The organism is Solidesulfovibrio carbinoliphilus subsp. oakridgensis (assembly GCF_000177215.2).
Lineage (GTDB): Bacteria > Desulfobacterota > Desulfovibrionia > Desulfovibrionales > Desulfovibrionaceae > Solidesulfovibrio > Solidesulfovibrio carbinoliphilus.
Genome location: NZ_CM001368.1, coordinates 2,019,288 through 2,032,079, shown reverse-complemented (window position 1 = coordinate 2,032,079; position 12,792 = coordinate 2,019,288). Strand labels below are relative to the sequence as shown.

Sequence of the window (12,792 nt, the reverse complement as noted above, 5' to 3'; positions counted from 1 at the left end):
GAGGCATTCTTCTCTTCTCTCGTCTTACTGCTGCGGGTGGGGCGGCGGCACGCAATTGGGCCGCTGGCCGAGGGTTTCGCCGGCGAGGCGGATGTCGACGGTGTCGCCGACGACTCCCATCTTGAAGTACTTGCCGGTGCCGACGTGGTATTCGAGGCGGTTGAGCGAGAGCGAGGCTTCGTAGCCCGAGACGTCGACGCAGGGCGTCATGGGGCTGGGCTTGGTGCCCAGGGCGCGGACCGGGATGGTGACGGTCCTGGTCACGTCCTTGATGGTCAGCTTGCCGGTGACGTTGTAGACGCCCTTGGGACCGGCCACGATCCGGTCGCTGACGAAGGTCATTTCCGGATAAACGGCGGTGTCGAGGAATTCGGCGGTGCGCAGGTGGGTGTCGCGGGCGGCCACGCCGGTGTCCACGCTTTCGGTCTTGACGGTGAAGCGGACGTGGCCCTTGTCCGGCGACTTGGCCGGGAGGTCGATGGTGCCGGCGGCCTGGTCGAAGCGTCCGGCCACCGGGGCCAGGATGTGGCGGATCCAGAAGGTGGTCGAGAGGTGGGGCGTGTCGAGGGTGACGCCGTCCACGACCGGAGCCGGCGGCGCGGCCGCCTTGGCGGCGTCGGCCCCGGGCTGGGGATCGGCCGCCTGGGCCGGAGCGGGGCAGGGGGCGAGGCCGAGGGCGGCCAGGATGAGAAGTGCTGGCAGGACGGTTTTCATGCGTTTTCTCCTTGGGAAGGGTCGGGCAGGCGAGAGAGAATGTCGCCCAGGCCCGGGCGCCATTTGGGCGGCAGGACGGCGGCTCCGGGCTTCAGGTGTCCCACGGCCATGATGCGCGGAATCCGGAAGCGGGCGGGGATGCCGAAGGCGGCGCGCACGCCGTCGTGAAACTCCATCGCGTGCTCCTTTTCCCGATGCTCTCTGTTTGCGCCCGTCGTAGCGGTTAGTCAACAGCCGGGCCGGGGGGGCGGGCGGCCCGGCCCAACGCCTGGGGCCCTGCGGCGCCAGGACCGCAAGCGGTTCGGCCCCTTGACTTCGGCCGCCGGGGGAGGCATGCAGGCCGGACCTTTTTCCCTTTTCCGTCATACCTCAAAGGAATCCTCCATGGCGCTCAATCTTACGCAAAAAATCATCAAGGACCACCTCGTTTCCGGAGAAATGACCCCCGGCGCCGAGATTGCCTTGCGCATCGACCAGACGCTGACCCAGGACGCCACCGGCACCATGGCCTACCTGCAGTTCGAGGCCATCGGGCTGCCGCGCGTGCGCACCGAGCTTTCGGTCAGCTACGTGGACCACAACACGCTCCAGATGGGCTTCCGCAACCCCGACGACCACGCCTACCTGCGCACCGTGGCCGCCAAATACGGCATCACCTTCTCGCCGGCCGGCACGGGCATCTGCCACCAGCTCCACCTGGAAAATTTCGCCAGGCCGGGCAGGACGCTGGTCGGGTCGGACTCCCACACCCCGACCGCCGGCGGCGTCGGCTCCATGGCCATGGGCGCGGGCGGCCTGTCCGTGGCCCTGGCCATGGCCGGCGAGGCCTACGTCATCGCCATGCCCAAGGTGGTCAAGGTCAACCTGACCGGCAGGCTCACCGGCTGGGCCACGGCCAAGGACGTGATCCTGACGCTTTTGGGGATCATGACGGTCAAGGGCGGGGTCGGCAAGGTCATCGAGTACGCCGGACCGGGCGTGGCCACGCTGTCGGTGCCCGAGCGGGCGGTCATCACCAACATGGGGGCCGAGCTTGGGGCCACGACCTCGATTTTCCCGAGCGACGCGGCAACCAAGGCCTTCCTGACGGCCATGGGCCGCCCCGGCGACTGGGTGGAGCTCACCGCCGATCCCGACGCCGCCTACGACGAGGTGATCGAGATCGACCTTTCGACGCTTGAGCCCATGGCCGCCGCCCCCCACATGCCGGACCGGGCCGTGACCATCCGGGAACTGGCCGGCATGAAGGTGGACCAGTCCTGCATCGGCTCGTGCACCAACTCGTCGTATGCCGACCTCATGGCCGTGTCCGAGATCCTGGCCGGCAAGCGCATCGACCCGACCACGGATCTTTTGATCGCACCCGGGTCCAAGCAGGTGCTCAAGATGCTGGCCGCCGAGGGCCGCATCGACCCGATGCTCGACGCCGGGGCCCGCATCCTCGAGTGCGCCTGCGGCCCGTGCATCGGCATGGGCGGCTCGCCGGTCTCGGGCGGGGTCAGCGCCCGGACGTTCAACCGCAATTTCGAGGGCCGCTCCGGCACCCAGGACGCCAAGGTCTATCTGGTCAGCCCGCAAACCGCGGCCATGGCCGCCCTGCGCGGCGAGTTCTCGGACCCGGCCACCTGGGGCGAGGCTCCGGCCCGGGCCGAGCTGCCGGAGAACGCCCCGAGCATCCGTCACCTCTTTCTCACCCCCCCGGCCGACGGTGCGGGCGTGGAAATAAAGCGCGGCCCGAACATCGCGCCCCTGCCGCCCTTCACGCCGCTTGCGGCCACGGTTGCGGCGCCGGTGGCCCTCAAGGTCGGCGACGACATCACCACCGACCACATCCTGCCGGCCGGGGCCCAGATCACGGCCCTTCGCTCCAACATCCCGGCCATCAGCGAATACATCTTCAGCCGGGTGGACGCCGAATTCGTGCCGCGCATCAAAAAGCTCGGCAAGGGCGTGATCCTGGCCGGGGACAACTACGGCCAGGGATCGAGCCGCGAGCACGCGGCCCTCGGGCCCCGCTACCTCGGCGTGGTGGCCGTGGTGGCCAAGTCCATGGCCCGCATCCACCGGGCCAACCTGGTCAACTTCGGCATCCTGCCGCTTTTGTTGGCGGACAAGGCCGACTACGACCGCATCCCGGCCGGGGCGGAGATCGCCATCCGGACCGGCGACATCACGCCTGGCGGCACCGTTGCGATGACGGTTGCCGGCGTGGGCCCGGTTGCCGTCAAAAACGACCTGACCGCCAAGGAACTGGAGATCATCCGGGCTGGCGGCCTGCTGAACCTCGTGCGGCAGGCCCGGGCCTAGTGTCGCGTCCAGGAAAAAAGTGCATGCTTTCCATGGTTAACCATATAAGATGATTACTTTTTTGTTAAAAAATACTGGTGTATTTTTTAAGGGTCGCCACACCAGCCCGCGCCCGTGACGATACGGAACGTTGTTTTTTCGCTAAAAGCGGCTACGTTCCCGCCAGTCTTTTCCCGAATCCGCCGGGACCGATCCGGCGGACGCGACACGCGAAGCGGCGCACCACGCGCCGAGGAGTAAAAATGCTCGATCCCATGCGGAAATACGCCCAATCGTGGGGCATCAAGATCGTTTTCGGCCTCATTATCCTGGTCTTCGTCTTCTGGGGCGTCGGCAGCTTCCAGGGCGACAAGGCCACGGTCCTTGCCACCATCGACGGCCAGCCCGTCCTCATCAAGGACTATGAAAAGGCCTACCAGGAAAACCTGCGCCTGGTGAAAAACAAAAACCCCAATGTCACGGACAAGGATCTGCAGGACGGGGGCTTTCGCTGGCAGGTCTTCAGCAACATGGTGACCACGCGTCTGCTGGAAGACCAGGCCGCCAAGCTCGGCATCGCCGTGTCCCCGGAAGAGCTGCGGGCCGAGATCGCCAAGATCCCGGCCTTCCAGAACGAGTCCAAGCAGTTCGACGCCAAGCGCTACGAAAATCTGCTCCAGGCCAACGACGTGACCCCGGGCGAGTTCGAGGCGGACTTCCGCCAGAACCTGCTGCTCGAAAAGCTGGCCGCCTACGTCAGCCTGCCGGCGGCCGTCACCGACACCGAGGCCCGCTCCATCTTCGACTTCATGCGCGAGCAGGCCACCATCCACTACATTCCCTTCAAGACCGAGGATTTCACCAAGGGTGTCGCCCCGACCGCGGACCAGATCAAGGCCTACTACGAGGCCAGAAAAGACCAGTTCGCCACGCCCGCCCAGATCAGGATCGACTACGTGGAATTCACGCCCAAGGCCCTGGCCAAGCCGGCCGAGGTGACCGACGCGGATATCGAGACGGCGTACAAGGCCAACCAGAAGAAGTACGCCAAGCCCGAACAGGTCCGGGTGCGCCACTTCCTCGTCATGCTGCCGGCCGACGCGCCGAAAGAGGCCGTGGACGCGGCCACGGCCAAACTCAAGGATCTGGCCGCCAAGCTCAAGGCCGGGGCGGACTTCGCCTCGCTTCTGCCGAAAAACCCCAACAACCCCGAGGGGCTCATCGGCGAAGACTGGGCCTGGCTGCCCAAGGGCAGCCTGCCCAAGGAATTCGGCGCCTTTGAGGAGAAAGCCTTTTCGCTCAAGAAAGACGAGATCGGCGAACCCGTGCGCACCGCGCTCGGCCTGCACCTGATCCAGGCCGGCGAGCATCAGGCCGCCGGCGAGAAGACCCTGGCCGAAGTCAAGGACGAGATCCGAAGCGACCTGGCCGAACAGAAGGCCGCCGACAAGCTGACCAAGGCCCTGGACACGATCCAGGAAAAGGTCGCTGCCGGCGAGGACCTCAAAAAGGCCGCCGCAGAAGAGAAGCTCGAGACCAAGACGACCGATTTTTTTGCCAAGGACACCCCGCCGGCCGAACTCGGCCTGTCGGAGCAGGCCCTGGCCGCGCTTTTCACCTTCAAGCAGGGCGGCGGGGCCGACCAGCCGCTCTCGACCCAGGACGGGTTCCTGCTGGCCCGGGTGGCCGAGACGAAGCCGGCCGGCTTCGAGCCGATGGAAGCCGTCACGGACGTCATCAAGGACCGGCTCGTGGCCGAGGAGGCCCAGAAGCGGGCCCGGGCCCAGGCCGACACCGTGGCCAAGGCCATGGAGACCGAGGAAGGCAAGGCCAAGGTCCTGGCCGACTACAAGGACAAGATCCAGATTTCCCAGCCGTTTACCCGCCAGGGCTTCATCCCGGCCCTCGGCATGGCCCCGGTGCTGGTCCAGACGGCCTTCGAGGCCACCGGTCCCGGCTGGTTCAAGGCGGCCTACGCCGTGTCCGACGGCTACGTGCTGGCCGGCCTCGAGAAGCGGATGCCGGCCGAGACGGCCTTGTGGGACAAGGAAAAGGACCGCTGGATGTCCACCCTCGCCCAGTCCAAGCAGTCCGAGCTTTTCAAGGCCTACCTCCAGACCGTGCAGCAGACGGCCAAGGTGGAAATCCTAAACGACGCCATCCTCGGCCCCAAGCCGACCGGCCCTGGCGCTCCGACCCCGGGCGCGGCCGAATAACGCGGCCGATCCGCGACACGCCAAAGGGCGCGGCCTCGGCCGCGCCCTTTTTTTGGAGGGGGAGGAATCGCAATGAACAGGGAATTGATCAAGAAACACGAAACGTCTTTGCTCGGCGCCATGTCCGGCGTCGGGGAGTGCCAGGAGGTGCTTTCCCGCCTGGACCGGCAATGGACCCGGGCGACGCTGACCGGCAAGATCAACTGCAGCCGCATCGCCCAGACGCTCATTGATTTCATCATCACGACCCAGGAGAACTTCGCGGTCCTGCAACAGGACCTGGTGGACACCCTGGTTCTGGAAAACACCCAGAAGGTCGTGCTGGAGATCGCGGCCGTGGCCCAGGTGGCCATCGACATCCTCAAGCGCAACCTGTTCGAGCGCACGGCCGATGTCGGCTTCCTGGCCACGGACGACGACATCGTGCGGTTTCTGGGAAACAGCGAGACCGACGACGAGGCCCGGGCCCGCATCGAACGGCGGCTTGGCGAGTACCGGGACAAATACACCGTCTATGACGAGATCATCGTCTGCGACAGGCGGGGCCGGGTCCGGGCCCACCTGGACCGGGACAATCCCGTGACCGCAAGCGCCGATCCCCTCCTGGCCGAAACCCTGGCCGCCGCGTCCTACGTGGAGACCTACCGGGAAAGCGACCTGGCCCCGGGGCGCGGCGACGCGCTGGTCTATTCCCAGGCCGTCAAGGACCCGGCCTCGGGCGCGGCCCTTGGCGTCCTGTGCCTGTTTTTCGACTTCGCCGGCGAGATGGAAGGCATTTTCGACAACCTCCGGGCTTCTTCCGAGGACAGCATCATCCTGATCCTGGATGCCGGCGGCCGGGCCATCGCCTCGAGCGATCCGGCCAAGGCGCCGGTCGGCCGGACCTACCGGATGTCGCTTCGCGACGACTTCACCATGGTCGCCCTCGGCGGCGACGCCTACCTGGCCAAGACCCTGGCCACCAAGGGCTACCAGGGCTTTTTCGGCCTGCCCTGGTACGGCCAGGTCCTCAAGCGCGTGGCCACGGCCTTTCAAAACGGCACCCACGGCCACGGCCTCGACGAGGCGACGATTCGCCGCAACGCGATTTTTTCCGGCCGGCTGGTCAAGGTGGAGGAGGCGTCGGAAAACGTGCTTTCGGACCTGGAGCTCGTGGTGCAAAACGGCGAGATCATGGCCGCCAAGAAGTCGGTCCAGGCCGACGCCTCGGAAAAGGTGGAGGCGCAAGCCCTGCCCCATGTCTTGAACGAGGTCAAGAAAATCGGGGACCAGGTGCAGCAGGTCTTCCAGACCTCGACCGGCGGCCTTTTAAAGCTCGTCACGTCCTCGCGCCTGCACGACGTGCGGTTTTTGGCCGCCCTGGCCATCGACATCATGGACCGCAACCTCTACGAGCGGGCCAACGACTGCCGCTGGTGGGCCCTGACCTCCGAGTTCCGGCGCATGCTGGAACGGGAGCGCCTTTCGGAGGAAGATCGCGGACGGATGCGCGAGATCCTGGCCTACATCAACAGCCTGTACACCGTGTACACGAACCTGTTCGTCTACGACCGCGAAGGGGTGATTCTCGCCTGCTCCAATCCGGACGAGCACAGGCAGGAAGGCCGCCGCCTCGCCGACCGCTACGTGGCCGAGACCCTGGCCCTTTGCGATTCGCAGCGCTACCGCGTGTCGAATTTCGAGGCGACCGACCTCTACGAGGAGCGGGGGCGTGCCCGGCCCACCTACATCTACAGCGCTTCCATCACCTCGCTGGCCGGCGGGGGCGCGGTGCTTGGCGGCATCGGCATCGTGTTCGACTCCGAGCCGCAGTTCCTGTCCATGCTCCACGACGCCCTGCCCCGGGACGGCGGCGGCAACATCCTGGACGGGTCGGAAGGCATGTTCGTGGACGCCAGGGGCATGGTCATCGCCTCCACCAACCCGGACCACGCGCCAGGCGACACCGTGGACCTGGCCGGGGTCTTCTGCCAGCTGGCCTGCGGCCAGGCCACCTCGCACCTGGTGGCCGACGGCGACAGGCTCTATGCCGTGGGCTGCGCCCATTCGGCCGGCTACCGGGAGTACAAGCGCGACGGCACCTACGCCAACGATCTCCTGAGCGTCATCAAGGTCCGTATCTAGCCGAGCCTTTCGCGCCGCGACGAAAAAGCCGTCCACCATGGTCCATCCGGGAGGGTCCGGGAGGGGGTGACCCCCTCCCGGCCGCCGGAGGCATCTTCCCTCTCCCTACACCCGCACGAACGCCACGTCGCGGATGCCCGTCCCGTCGTCGCAGTCGACCAGGGCCAGGCTGCCGCCGGGTTCCAGGGCCCCGGGGTTGATGAGGCGGGTTTGGCCGCAGCGGGTGTCCTCGATGGTGTGGGAGTGGCCGAAGAAGATGACGTCGAAGCGGCCGGCCAGGGCCGTGGCGATGCGCTCGGACAGGCCGGGCCTCGGGCCCCAGCCGTGGGTCACGGCCAGACGCAGGCCGCAGACGGTGCGTTCGAGGAGCGGCGGCAGTTCCATGGCCAGGTCCCAGGCATCGGAGTTGCCGGCCACGGAGGCGAAATCCTGGTGCCGGAGCAGGGAGGCCCACAGGCTGTGGCCGGTGTGGTCGCCGCAGTGGAGCACCATGTCGGCCGGGGCCAGATACTTTTCGTAGACCGCCTCGAACCAGGGGGTGGCGGCCCGCAGGTGGGTGTCGGAGATGACGGCCAGACGCACGGCGTCATTCCTCCGGGGCCTTCGGGGCCTTGGAACCCTTGGGGGCGCAGCCGTTTTTGCGATTCCACCACTCCCGGTCCGGGCCGTTGAACCACCACTCGGTGTGGTCGGTGGCGGCCACGGCCCCGGCCAGCCGGCGGCCGGCGTCGGTGCGCAGCCGGGCCATGGCGGCGTCGATCCAGGCGGCGGCGTAGCGGTTGCCCAGGTCCAGCTCTTCCTTCAGGTTGGCGATGAGGTCGATCTGGTCCGCGTCCTGGGCCAGGGCGGCTTCCGGGGTCACGGCCGCCTCCAGCTCGTCGTGGAGCGGCAGGACCGTGGCGGAGAGGCCCGTGCCGGCCAGGGCGTCGGCCAGGGCCCGCCTGGGGTCGGCGGTGTTGTAGAGCTTGTTGACGTAGTTGAAATCGCCGGTGCGGGCTTCGGGCAGGTCGTGGAAGAGGCAAAGGGCCATGGTCCTATTCGGGTCGGCCCCGGCCTCGGTGGCCAGGACGAAACCGATCAGCGCCGCCCGGAAGCTGTGCTCGGCCACGTTTTCCGCGCCGGAGCCCAGAAACTGGTAGCCGGTGCGCGGGGTCTTTCGCAGCATGCCGGCCTCGAAGACGAAATCCGCCAGCCGGGTCAGCCGGTCCCGGTCGCTCATGTCCACGGTGCCGTGGTCGGGGGTCGTCATGGGAAACTCTTTTTCCGTGGTCCGGCCGCCCGCCCCTGTCGCGAAAGGGGGCGGGCCGGCCGGGGAGGGCCGCTACGTCCGGTAGTCGGCGTTGATCTTGATGTAGTCGTAGGTCAGGTCCGAGGCCAGAAGGAGGTAGCGGCCCGGGCCGTCGCCAAGCTCCACGTCCACCGAGATCTCGCCCCGGCGCATGTGCGGGGCCAAAAGCGCGTCCAGGTCCTCGGCCACGGGCATGCCGTTCTGGAAGACCGCCACCCCGCCGATGCGGACAGACACGTCCTCCGGGGCGAAGCTGGCCCCGGACCGGCCGAGCGCGGCCACGATCCGGCCCCAGTTGGCGTCGCGGCCGAAAAAGGCCGTCTTGACCAGGGGCGAATTGCCGACCGCCCGGGCGGCCAGCTCGGCCTCGGCATGGGAGGCCGCGCCCTGGACCTTGACCCGCAGGATCTTGGTGCCGCCCTCGGCGTCCTGGATCAGCATGTAGGCCAGCGCCTGGCAGACCTCGACCATGACGCCGAGCAGGGCCTGCCGGCCTTCGGCCGAGTCGATGGCCACTTCCGACGCGCCGTTGGCCAGGGCCAGGACGCAGTCGTTGGTGGAGGTGTCGCCGTCCACGGTGATGCTGTTGAAGCTGCGGTCCGCGGCCGCGGCCACGGCCTCCTGCCACCACAGCGACCCGACCTTGGCGTCGCAAAGGAGCAGGCCGATCATGGTGGCCATGTTGGGGGCGATCATGCCGGCTCCCTTGGCCATGCCCATGACCCGGACCTCGCCGGCGTCGGTGGTGAGCGTGCCCCAGGCGATCTTCGGGAACGAGTCCGTGGTCATGATGGCCTTGGCCACGGCCACGGGCGAGGTCTGGCCGAGGCCCGCCGCCAGGGCCGGCACGGCCGCCTTCCATTTGTCGAGCTTCAGGCGCGCGCCGATGACCCCGGTCGAGGCCGGCAGGATCTCGTCGGCCGACAGGTCCGTGGCCTTGGCCACCAGGGAGAGGGTCTCGCGGCAGTCGTCGATGCCGCCCTGGCCGGTGCAGGCGTTGGCCTGGCCGGAGTTGACCAGGATGGCCCGGGCGTGGCCGCCGGAGGTGGAGAGGCGCTTTTTGGCCACCAGGACCGGGGCCGCCTGGAACAGGTTTTTGGTAAAGACGCCGGCGGCCACGGCCGGCACGTCGCTGACGACCAGGGCCAGGTCGTCGCGGCCGGGGTGCTTGAAGCCGGCCGCCGCGGTGGCGAAGGAAAAACCCTTGGGCAGGGGGATCACGGGCGAGGTCATGGAAGCTCCTTCAAATGGGCTGCGTCAAAGGAAAAGGGGCCACGGGCGGCAAGGCGCCCGGGCCTCAGGGCGCCGGCCGGGGGCCGGGTCCGCCAGAGCCGCCGGGACCGCCGGGCCCGCGGCGGGGAGGCAGCGAAGCGGCCATCTCCTCGCGGGTGAGGACGTTGTCGTTGTTCTTGTCCATGCGGCGAAAGGCCTTGTCCTGGAAGGCGCGCCATTCCTCCAGGGTCACCCGGCCGTTATGGTCCGTGTCCATCATGTCGAAGAGCATGCCGGGACGCGGCGGGCCGTCCGGACGCGGGGAGCCGCCGGCCGGGGCCATGGGCGGGGTGGCCGGGGCCACGGGTGCGGCGGCCTGGGGGGTGGCGGTGCGTTCGGCCGGCGGGACGGGCGCCTGGGGCGCGGCCGTTTGCGGCGGATAGTCCGGCGACGGATAGGACGTCTGGGGCGCGGTTGGGGCCGGGGCCTCGTTTTTCGCGGCGCAGCCGGCGCCGAGGAGGACCAGGGACAAAAGGACCGGGGACAGGGCGGACATTTTCATGGCAGTGCTCCTTGGCCGGGGATTGCCGGCAGCCGGACCGCCGGCCGGGCCGGACGGCCGGCGGCGCAGGCCATTTCCTACACCAAACCGGTCCGCCAGGCCATACTGGTCTTGACAGGCCCGCGCCCCTTTGCCAAGCCCCACCCCATGAAACCCGCCATCCTCGCGGCCCTTTTCCTGGGGCTGCTCCTGTCCGGCCCGCCGGCCCGGGCGGCCATGAGCCTCAACGACCTTCTTTTCTACGGCACGGAATCCCTGGACCGGGGCCGGTTCGAGCAGGCCGGCCAGGCCTTTGCCGAAGCGGTCGCCCGTGATCCGGAAAACCCCTACGCCCGGGGCCGGCTGGCCCTGGCCCTGGCCGCCTCGGGCCAGACGCAAAAGGCGGTCGCCGTCCTGGAGGCGGCCGTGGCCGCGCGCGGAGACGATCTCTTCGCCCTGTGGACGCTTGGCTGCCTGGAGCTTTTGGACGCCCGGCCGGCGGCGGCCGGGGCCCGCTTCGCGGCCATGGTCCGGGCCGACCCGGGAAACGCCCGGGGCCGGCTCGGCCTTGGGCTTGCGGCCCTGGACCAGGGCCATCTGGCCGAAGGCCTCGGGCAACTCGCCGCGGTCCAGGAGTCCGAGAGCCCGGATCCGCTGGTGCGGTATCTGACCGGGCTCGCCTACTGGAGCCTCGACGCCCCGGCCAACGCCCGGCTGGAGCTGGAGGCGACGCTGGAGCTCGAACCGCGGAATACCGCGGCCCTCGATCTCCTCGGCCTGGTCTACCGGCGGCTCGGCCAGGCCGGGCTGGCCAAAAGCGCCTGGGACCAGGCCCTGGCCGTCAGCCCGGACGATGCCCATGCCCGGTTTTTCCTGTCCCGGCTGGCCGAGGACGAGGGCCTGGCCGCGAGCCTGGCCGATCGTCCCGAGGAAGCCAGGCGGGCCTACGAACGGGCCCTGTCCATCGATCCGGGCAACGCGGCCGCGGCCAAGGTCCTGGGCCTGCCGGTGCCGGGAAACGCCCGGGAGTTGCCGCCCCGGCCGACCGGCGAGGCCGGCCGGACGCTGCCGCCGGCCAAGGGCAAGGCGGCCGGACCGGGGAAGGCGGACGCCACGGCCGGGGGGAAAGCCGCCGACAGGCCTGGGGCCAGGCCCGGCCACAAGGCGGCGACGCCCGCCGCACCGGGCTCGATTGCGCCGGGGGCCGCCCCGTCCGGATCCCAGGCCGCTCCGCCGGCTCCCTGATGGCGCGCCGTTCCAGCCGGCGCCGGGATTTTGCGCGTAACAGCCTTGCATGCCTCTGTTTTGATGGAAGGCGCGATCGTGTTTTTTATGAGACGCGCCACCGGCGGTCCGGTTGACGGAGCGGGCCATTTCTTACAAGGTGCGTCATGGCCGAGGGGGCAGGCGTTTGCCTGTCGCGAAAACGGCCTTCGAGGAGACCGCATGGGACGCTTCATTCTGGCTTTGATCGTTGTGCTGGGCACGGCAACCATGGCGTCGGCCCAGGGATTCGCCCCGAAAAATTACGCCGAGTGCGTCATGCTCTACGCGAAAAAGGCTGCCTCCCGGGACGGCGGCATGCTCATGCGCCGGGCCTGCAAGTGCCGCTTCCAGGAGCCGGGCGCACCCGAGTGCAAACAGTATTCGCCGCTGGCGCTCAACTGCATGGTGTCGAACCTGATGCCGGTCGAGCATGACGAGGAGGCCTGGGGCGTGGAACGGGCCTGCCGCAACAAGCATCCTGTCCAGTAGCGGCCCGGCCGCAGCCTTTCGCACGCCGCTCCGGCAACGGGGCGGCGTTTTTTTTTGCCGACCGCGGGAAAAGGGGGGGAAGCGCCCATGGTCGGCGGCCGGGCTGTCCGGCATGAAGGACGAGCGGGGGAGGGCCACAACGAGAAAGCGGCTCCAGGTCGCCATCCCGGAGCCGCTTTCTGAAATGTCCTTTTCGGAGGAAGGATGCCTCACCCGTAGCAACCGGTGTGCCAAACTCAAAAAATAACGAGTATGTGTTGGTATGACAGGAACTTATGCACAAGGCGCCTTGCCGGCCCCCGGGCCGGGCCGGTTTTTGGCCCCCCAACCGGTACAAATGCTTTTACCCGGCCCGGCCACCCGGCCAACGGGTGTTCAGGATTTTGTACCCGGGCGGGAGCTCTCTGAATACTATTGTATTTTATGCGATTAGGATCAGAAGGCCGTGCGGATCGGCCAAGGCCCCGCCACCCGGCCGGCCGGGCCGGAGCCGTGTGGGGGCCAAGGCGGTACAAATCTTTGTCCCGCGCCGCTCCCGGGCGGCGGGGCCGGACGGAGGCAGGGCGGGAAGAGGGAATGGGGGGCCGGGAAAAGCGAACCGCTTGCCATCCGCCGGCGACACGAGCACAAGTGCGAGTAGGGAAGATCCCGCTGCG

The 12,792-nt window shown here is 68.3% G+C and carries 11 protein-coding genes; 5 read left to right on the top strand and 6 right to left on the bottom strand.

The window, feature by feature from the left end; genetic code table 11:
• Nucleotides 1–24: 24 nt before the first annotated feature.
• Together DFW101_RS08830 and DFW101_RS08825 are read right to left on the bottom strand one after the other, a co-directional pair.
• Nucleotides 25–714, bottom strand: a complete 690-nt coding sequence (locus tag DFW101_RS08830; protein WP_009181163.1) for a YceI family protein — start codon at nt 712–714, stop codon at nt 25–27.
• Nucleotides 711–890 carry a hypothetical protein gene (locus tag DFW101_RS08825; RefSeq protein ID WP_043642798.1) on the bottom strand — a complete coding sequence of 60 codons (180 nt, stop codon included), beginning with the start codon at nt 888–890 and terminating at the stop codon, nt 711–713. The genes DFW101_RS08830 and DFW101_RS08825 overlap by 4 nt, the downstream gene beginning before the upstream one ends.
• A gap of 208 nt (nt 891–1,098) precedes the next feature.
• Between DFW101_RS08825 and DFW101_RS08820 the strand changes: the two genes are divergently transcribed.
• The 3 genes from DFW101_RS08820 to DFW101_RS08810 all read left to right on the top strand — a co-directional run bounded on the left by DFW101_RS08820 (nt 1,099) and on the right by DFW101_RS08810 (nt 7,340).
• Nucleotides 1,099–3,021, top strand: a complete 1,923-nt coding sequence (locus tag DFW101_RS08820; protein WP_009181162.1) for an aconitate hydratase — start codon at nt 1,099–1,101, stop codon at nt 3,019–3,021.
• A gap of 242 nt (nt 3,022–3,263) precedes the next feature.
• Nucleotides 3,264–5,216 (top strand): SurA N-terminal domain-containing protein, encoded by a 1,953-nt coding sequence (locus DFW101_RS20150; RefSeq protein WP_009181161.1) that lies wholly within the window; start codon nt 3,264–3,266, stop codon nt 5,214–5,216.
• Between the two features lie 72 nt (nt 5,217–5,288).
• Nucleotides 5,289–7,340 carry a cache domain-containing protein gene (locus tag DFW101_RS08810; RefSeq protein ID WP_009181160.1) on the top strand — a complete coding sequence of 684 codons (2,052 nt, stop codon included), beginning with the start codon at nt 5,289–5,291 and terminating at the stop codon, nt 7,338–7,340.
• Nucleotides 7,341–7,445: 105 nt separating this feature from the next.
• On the opposite strand, the gene DFW101_RS08805 is transcribed toward DFW101_RS08810, so the two are convergent.
• The 4 genes from DFW101_RS08805 to DFW101_RS08790 all read right to left on the bottom strand — a co-directional run bounded on the left by DFW101_RS08805 (nt 7,446) and on the right by DFW101_RS08790 (nt 10,402).
• Entirely contained in the window at nt 7,446–7,922 is a 477-nt protein-coding gene (locus tag DFW101_RS08805; protein WP_009181159.1) for a metallophosphoesterase family protein, read from the bottom strand.
• Between the two features lie 4 nt (nt 7,923–7,926).
• Nucleotides 7,927–8,589, bottom strand: coding sequence for an HD domain-containing protein (locus DFW101_RS08800; RefSeq protein WP_009181158.1), 663 nt, complete (start codon nt 8,587–8,589; stop codon nt 7,927–7,929).
• 72 nt (nt 8,590–8,661) lie between these two features.
• Nucleotides 8,662–9,861, bottom strand: a complete 1,200-nt coding sequence (argJ, locus tag DFW101_RS08795) for a bifunctional glutamate N-acetyltransferase/amino-acid acetyltransferase ArgJ (RefSeq protein WP_009181157.1) — start codon at nt 9,859–9,861, stop codon at nt 8,662–8,664.
• A gap of 64 nt (nt 9,862–9,925) precedes the next feature.
• A complete protein-coding gene (locus DFW101_RS08790; protein WP_009181156.1) occupies nt 9,926–10,402 on the bottom strand; it encodes an EF-hand domain-containing protein in 477 nt (158 codons plus the stop codon).
• 147 nt (nt 10,403–10,549) lie between these two features.
• On the opposite strand from DFW101_RS08790, the gene DFW101_RS08785 reads away from it, so the two are divergent.
• Nucleotides 10,550–11,626 (top strand): tetratricopeptide repeat protein, encoded by a 1,077-nt coding sequence (locus tag DFW101_RS08785; protein WP_232286201.1) that lies wholly within the window; start codon nt 10,550–10,552, stop codon nt 11,624–11,626.
• A 201-nt stretch (nt 11,627–11,827) separates the two neighbouring features.
• On the top strand, nt 11,828–12,136 hold the full coding sequence (locus DFW101_RS08780; protein ID WP_009181154.1) for a hypothetical protein: 309 nt from the start codon (nt 11,828–11,830) through the stop codon (nt 12,134–12,136).
• Nucleotides 12,137–12,792 lie beyond the last annotated feature (656 nt).

Excerpts from the sequence above, each read along its gene's own strand:
- DFW101_RS08830 (WP_009181163.1), bottom strand. The coding sequence starts at position 714 with ATGAAAACCGTCCTGCCAGCACTTCTCATCCTGGCCGCCCTCGGCCTC.
- DFW101_RS08825 (WP_043642798.1), bottom strand. The coding sequence starts at position 890 with ATGGAGTTTCACGACGGCGTGCGCGCCGCCTTCGGCATCCCCGCCCGC.
- DFW101_RS08820 (WP_009181162.1), top strand. The coding sequence starts at position 1,099 with ATGGCGCTCAATCTTACGCAAAAAATCATCAAGGACCACCTCGTTTCC.
- DFW101_RS20150 (WP_009181161.1), top strand. The coding sequence starts at position 3,264 with ATGCTCGATCCCATGCGGAAATACGCCCAATCGTGGGGCATCAAGATC.
- DFW101_RS08810 (WP_009181160.1), top strand. The coding sequence starts at position 5,289 with ATGAACAGGGAATTGATCAAGAAACACGAAACGTCTTTGCTCGGCGCC.
- DFW101_RS08800 (WP_009181158.1), bottom strand. The coding sequence starts at position 8,589 with ATGACGACCCCCGACCACGGCACCGTGGACATGAGCGACCGGGACCGG.
- argJ (WP_009181157.1), bottom strand. The coding sequence starts at position 9,861 with ATGACCTCGCCCGTGATCCCCCTGCCCAAGGGTTTTTCCTTCGCCACC.
- DFW101_RS08790 (WP_009181156.1), bottom strand. The coding sequence starts at position 10,402 with ATGAAAATGTCCGCCCTGTCCCCGGTCCTTTTGTCCCTGGTCCTCCTC.
- DFW101_RS08785 (WP_232286201.1), top strand. The coding sequence starts at position 10,550 with ATGAAACCCGCCATCCTCGCGGCCCTTTTCCTGGGGCTGCTCCTGTCC.
- DFW101_RS08780 (WP_009181154.1), top strand. The coding sequence starts at position 11,828 with ATGGGACGCTTCATTCTGGCTTTGATCGTTGTGCTGGGCACGGCAACC.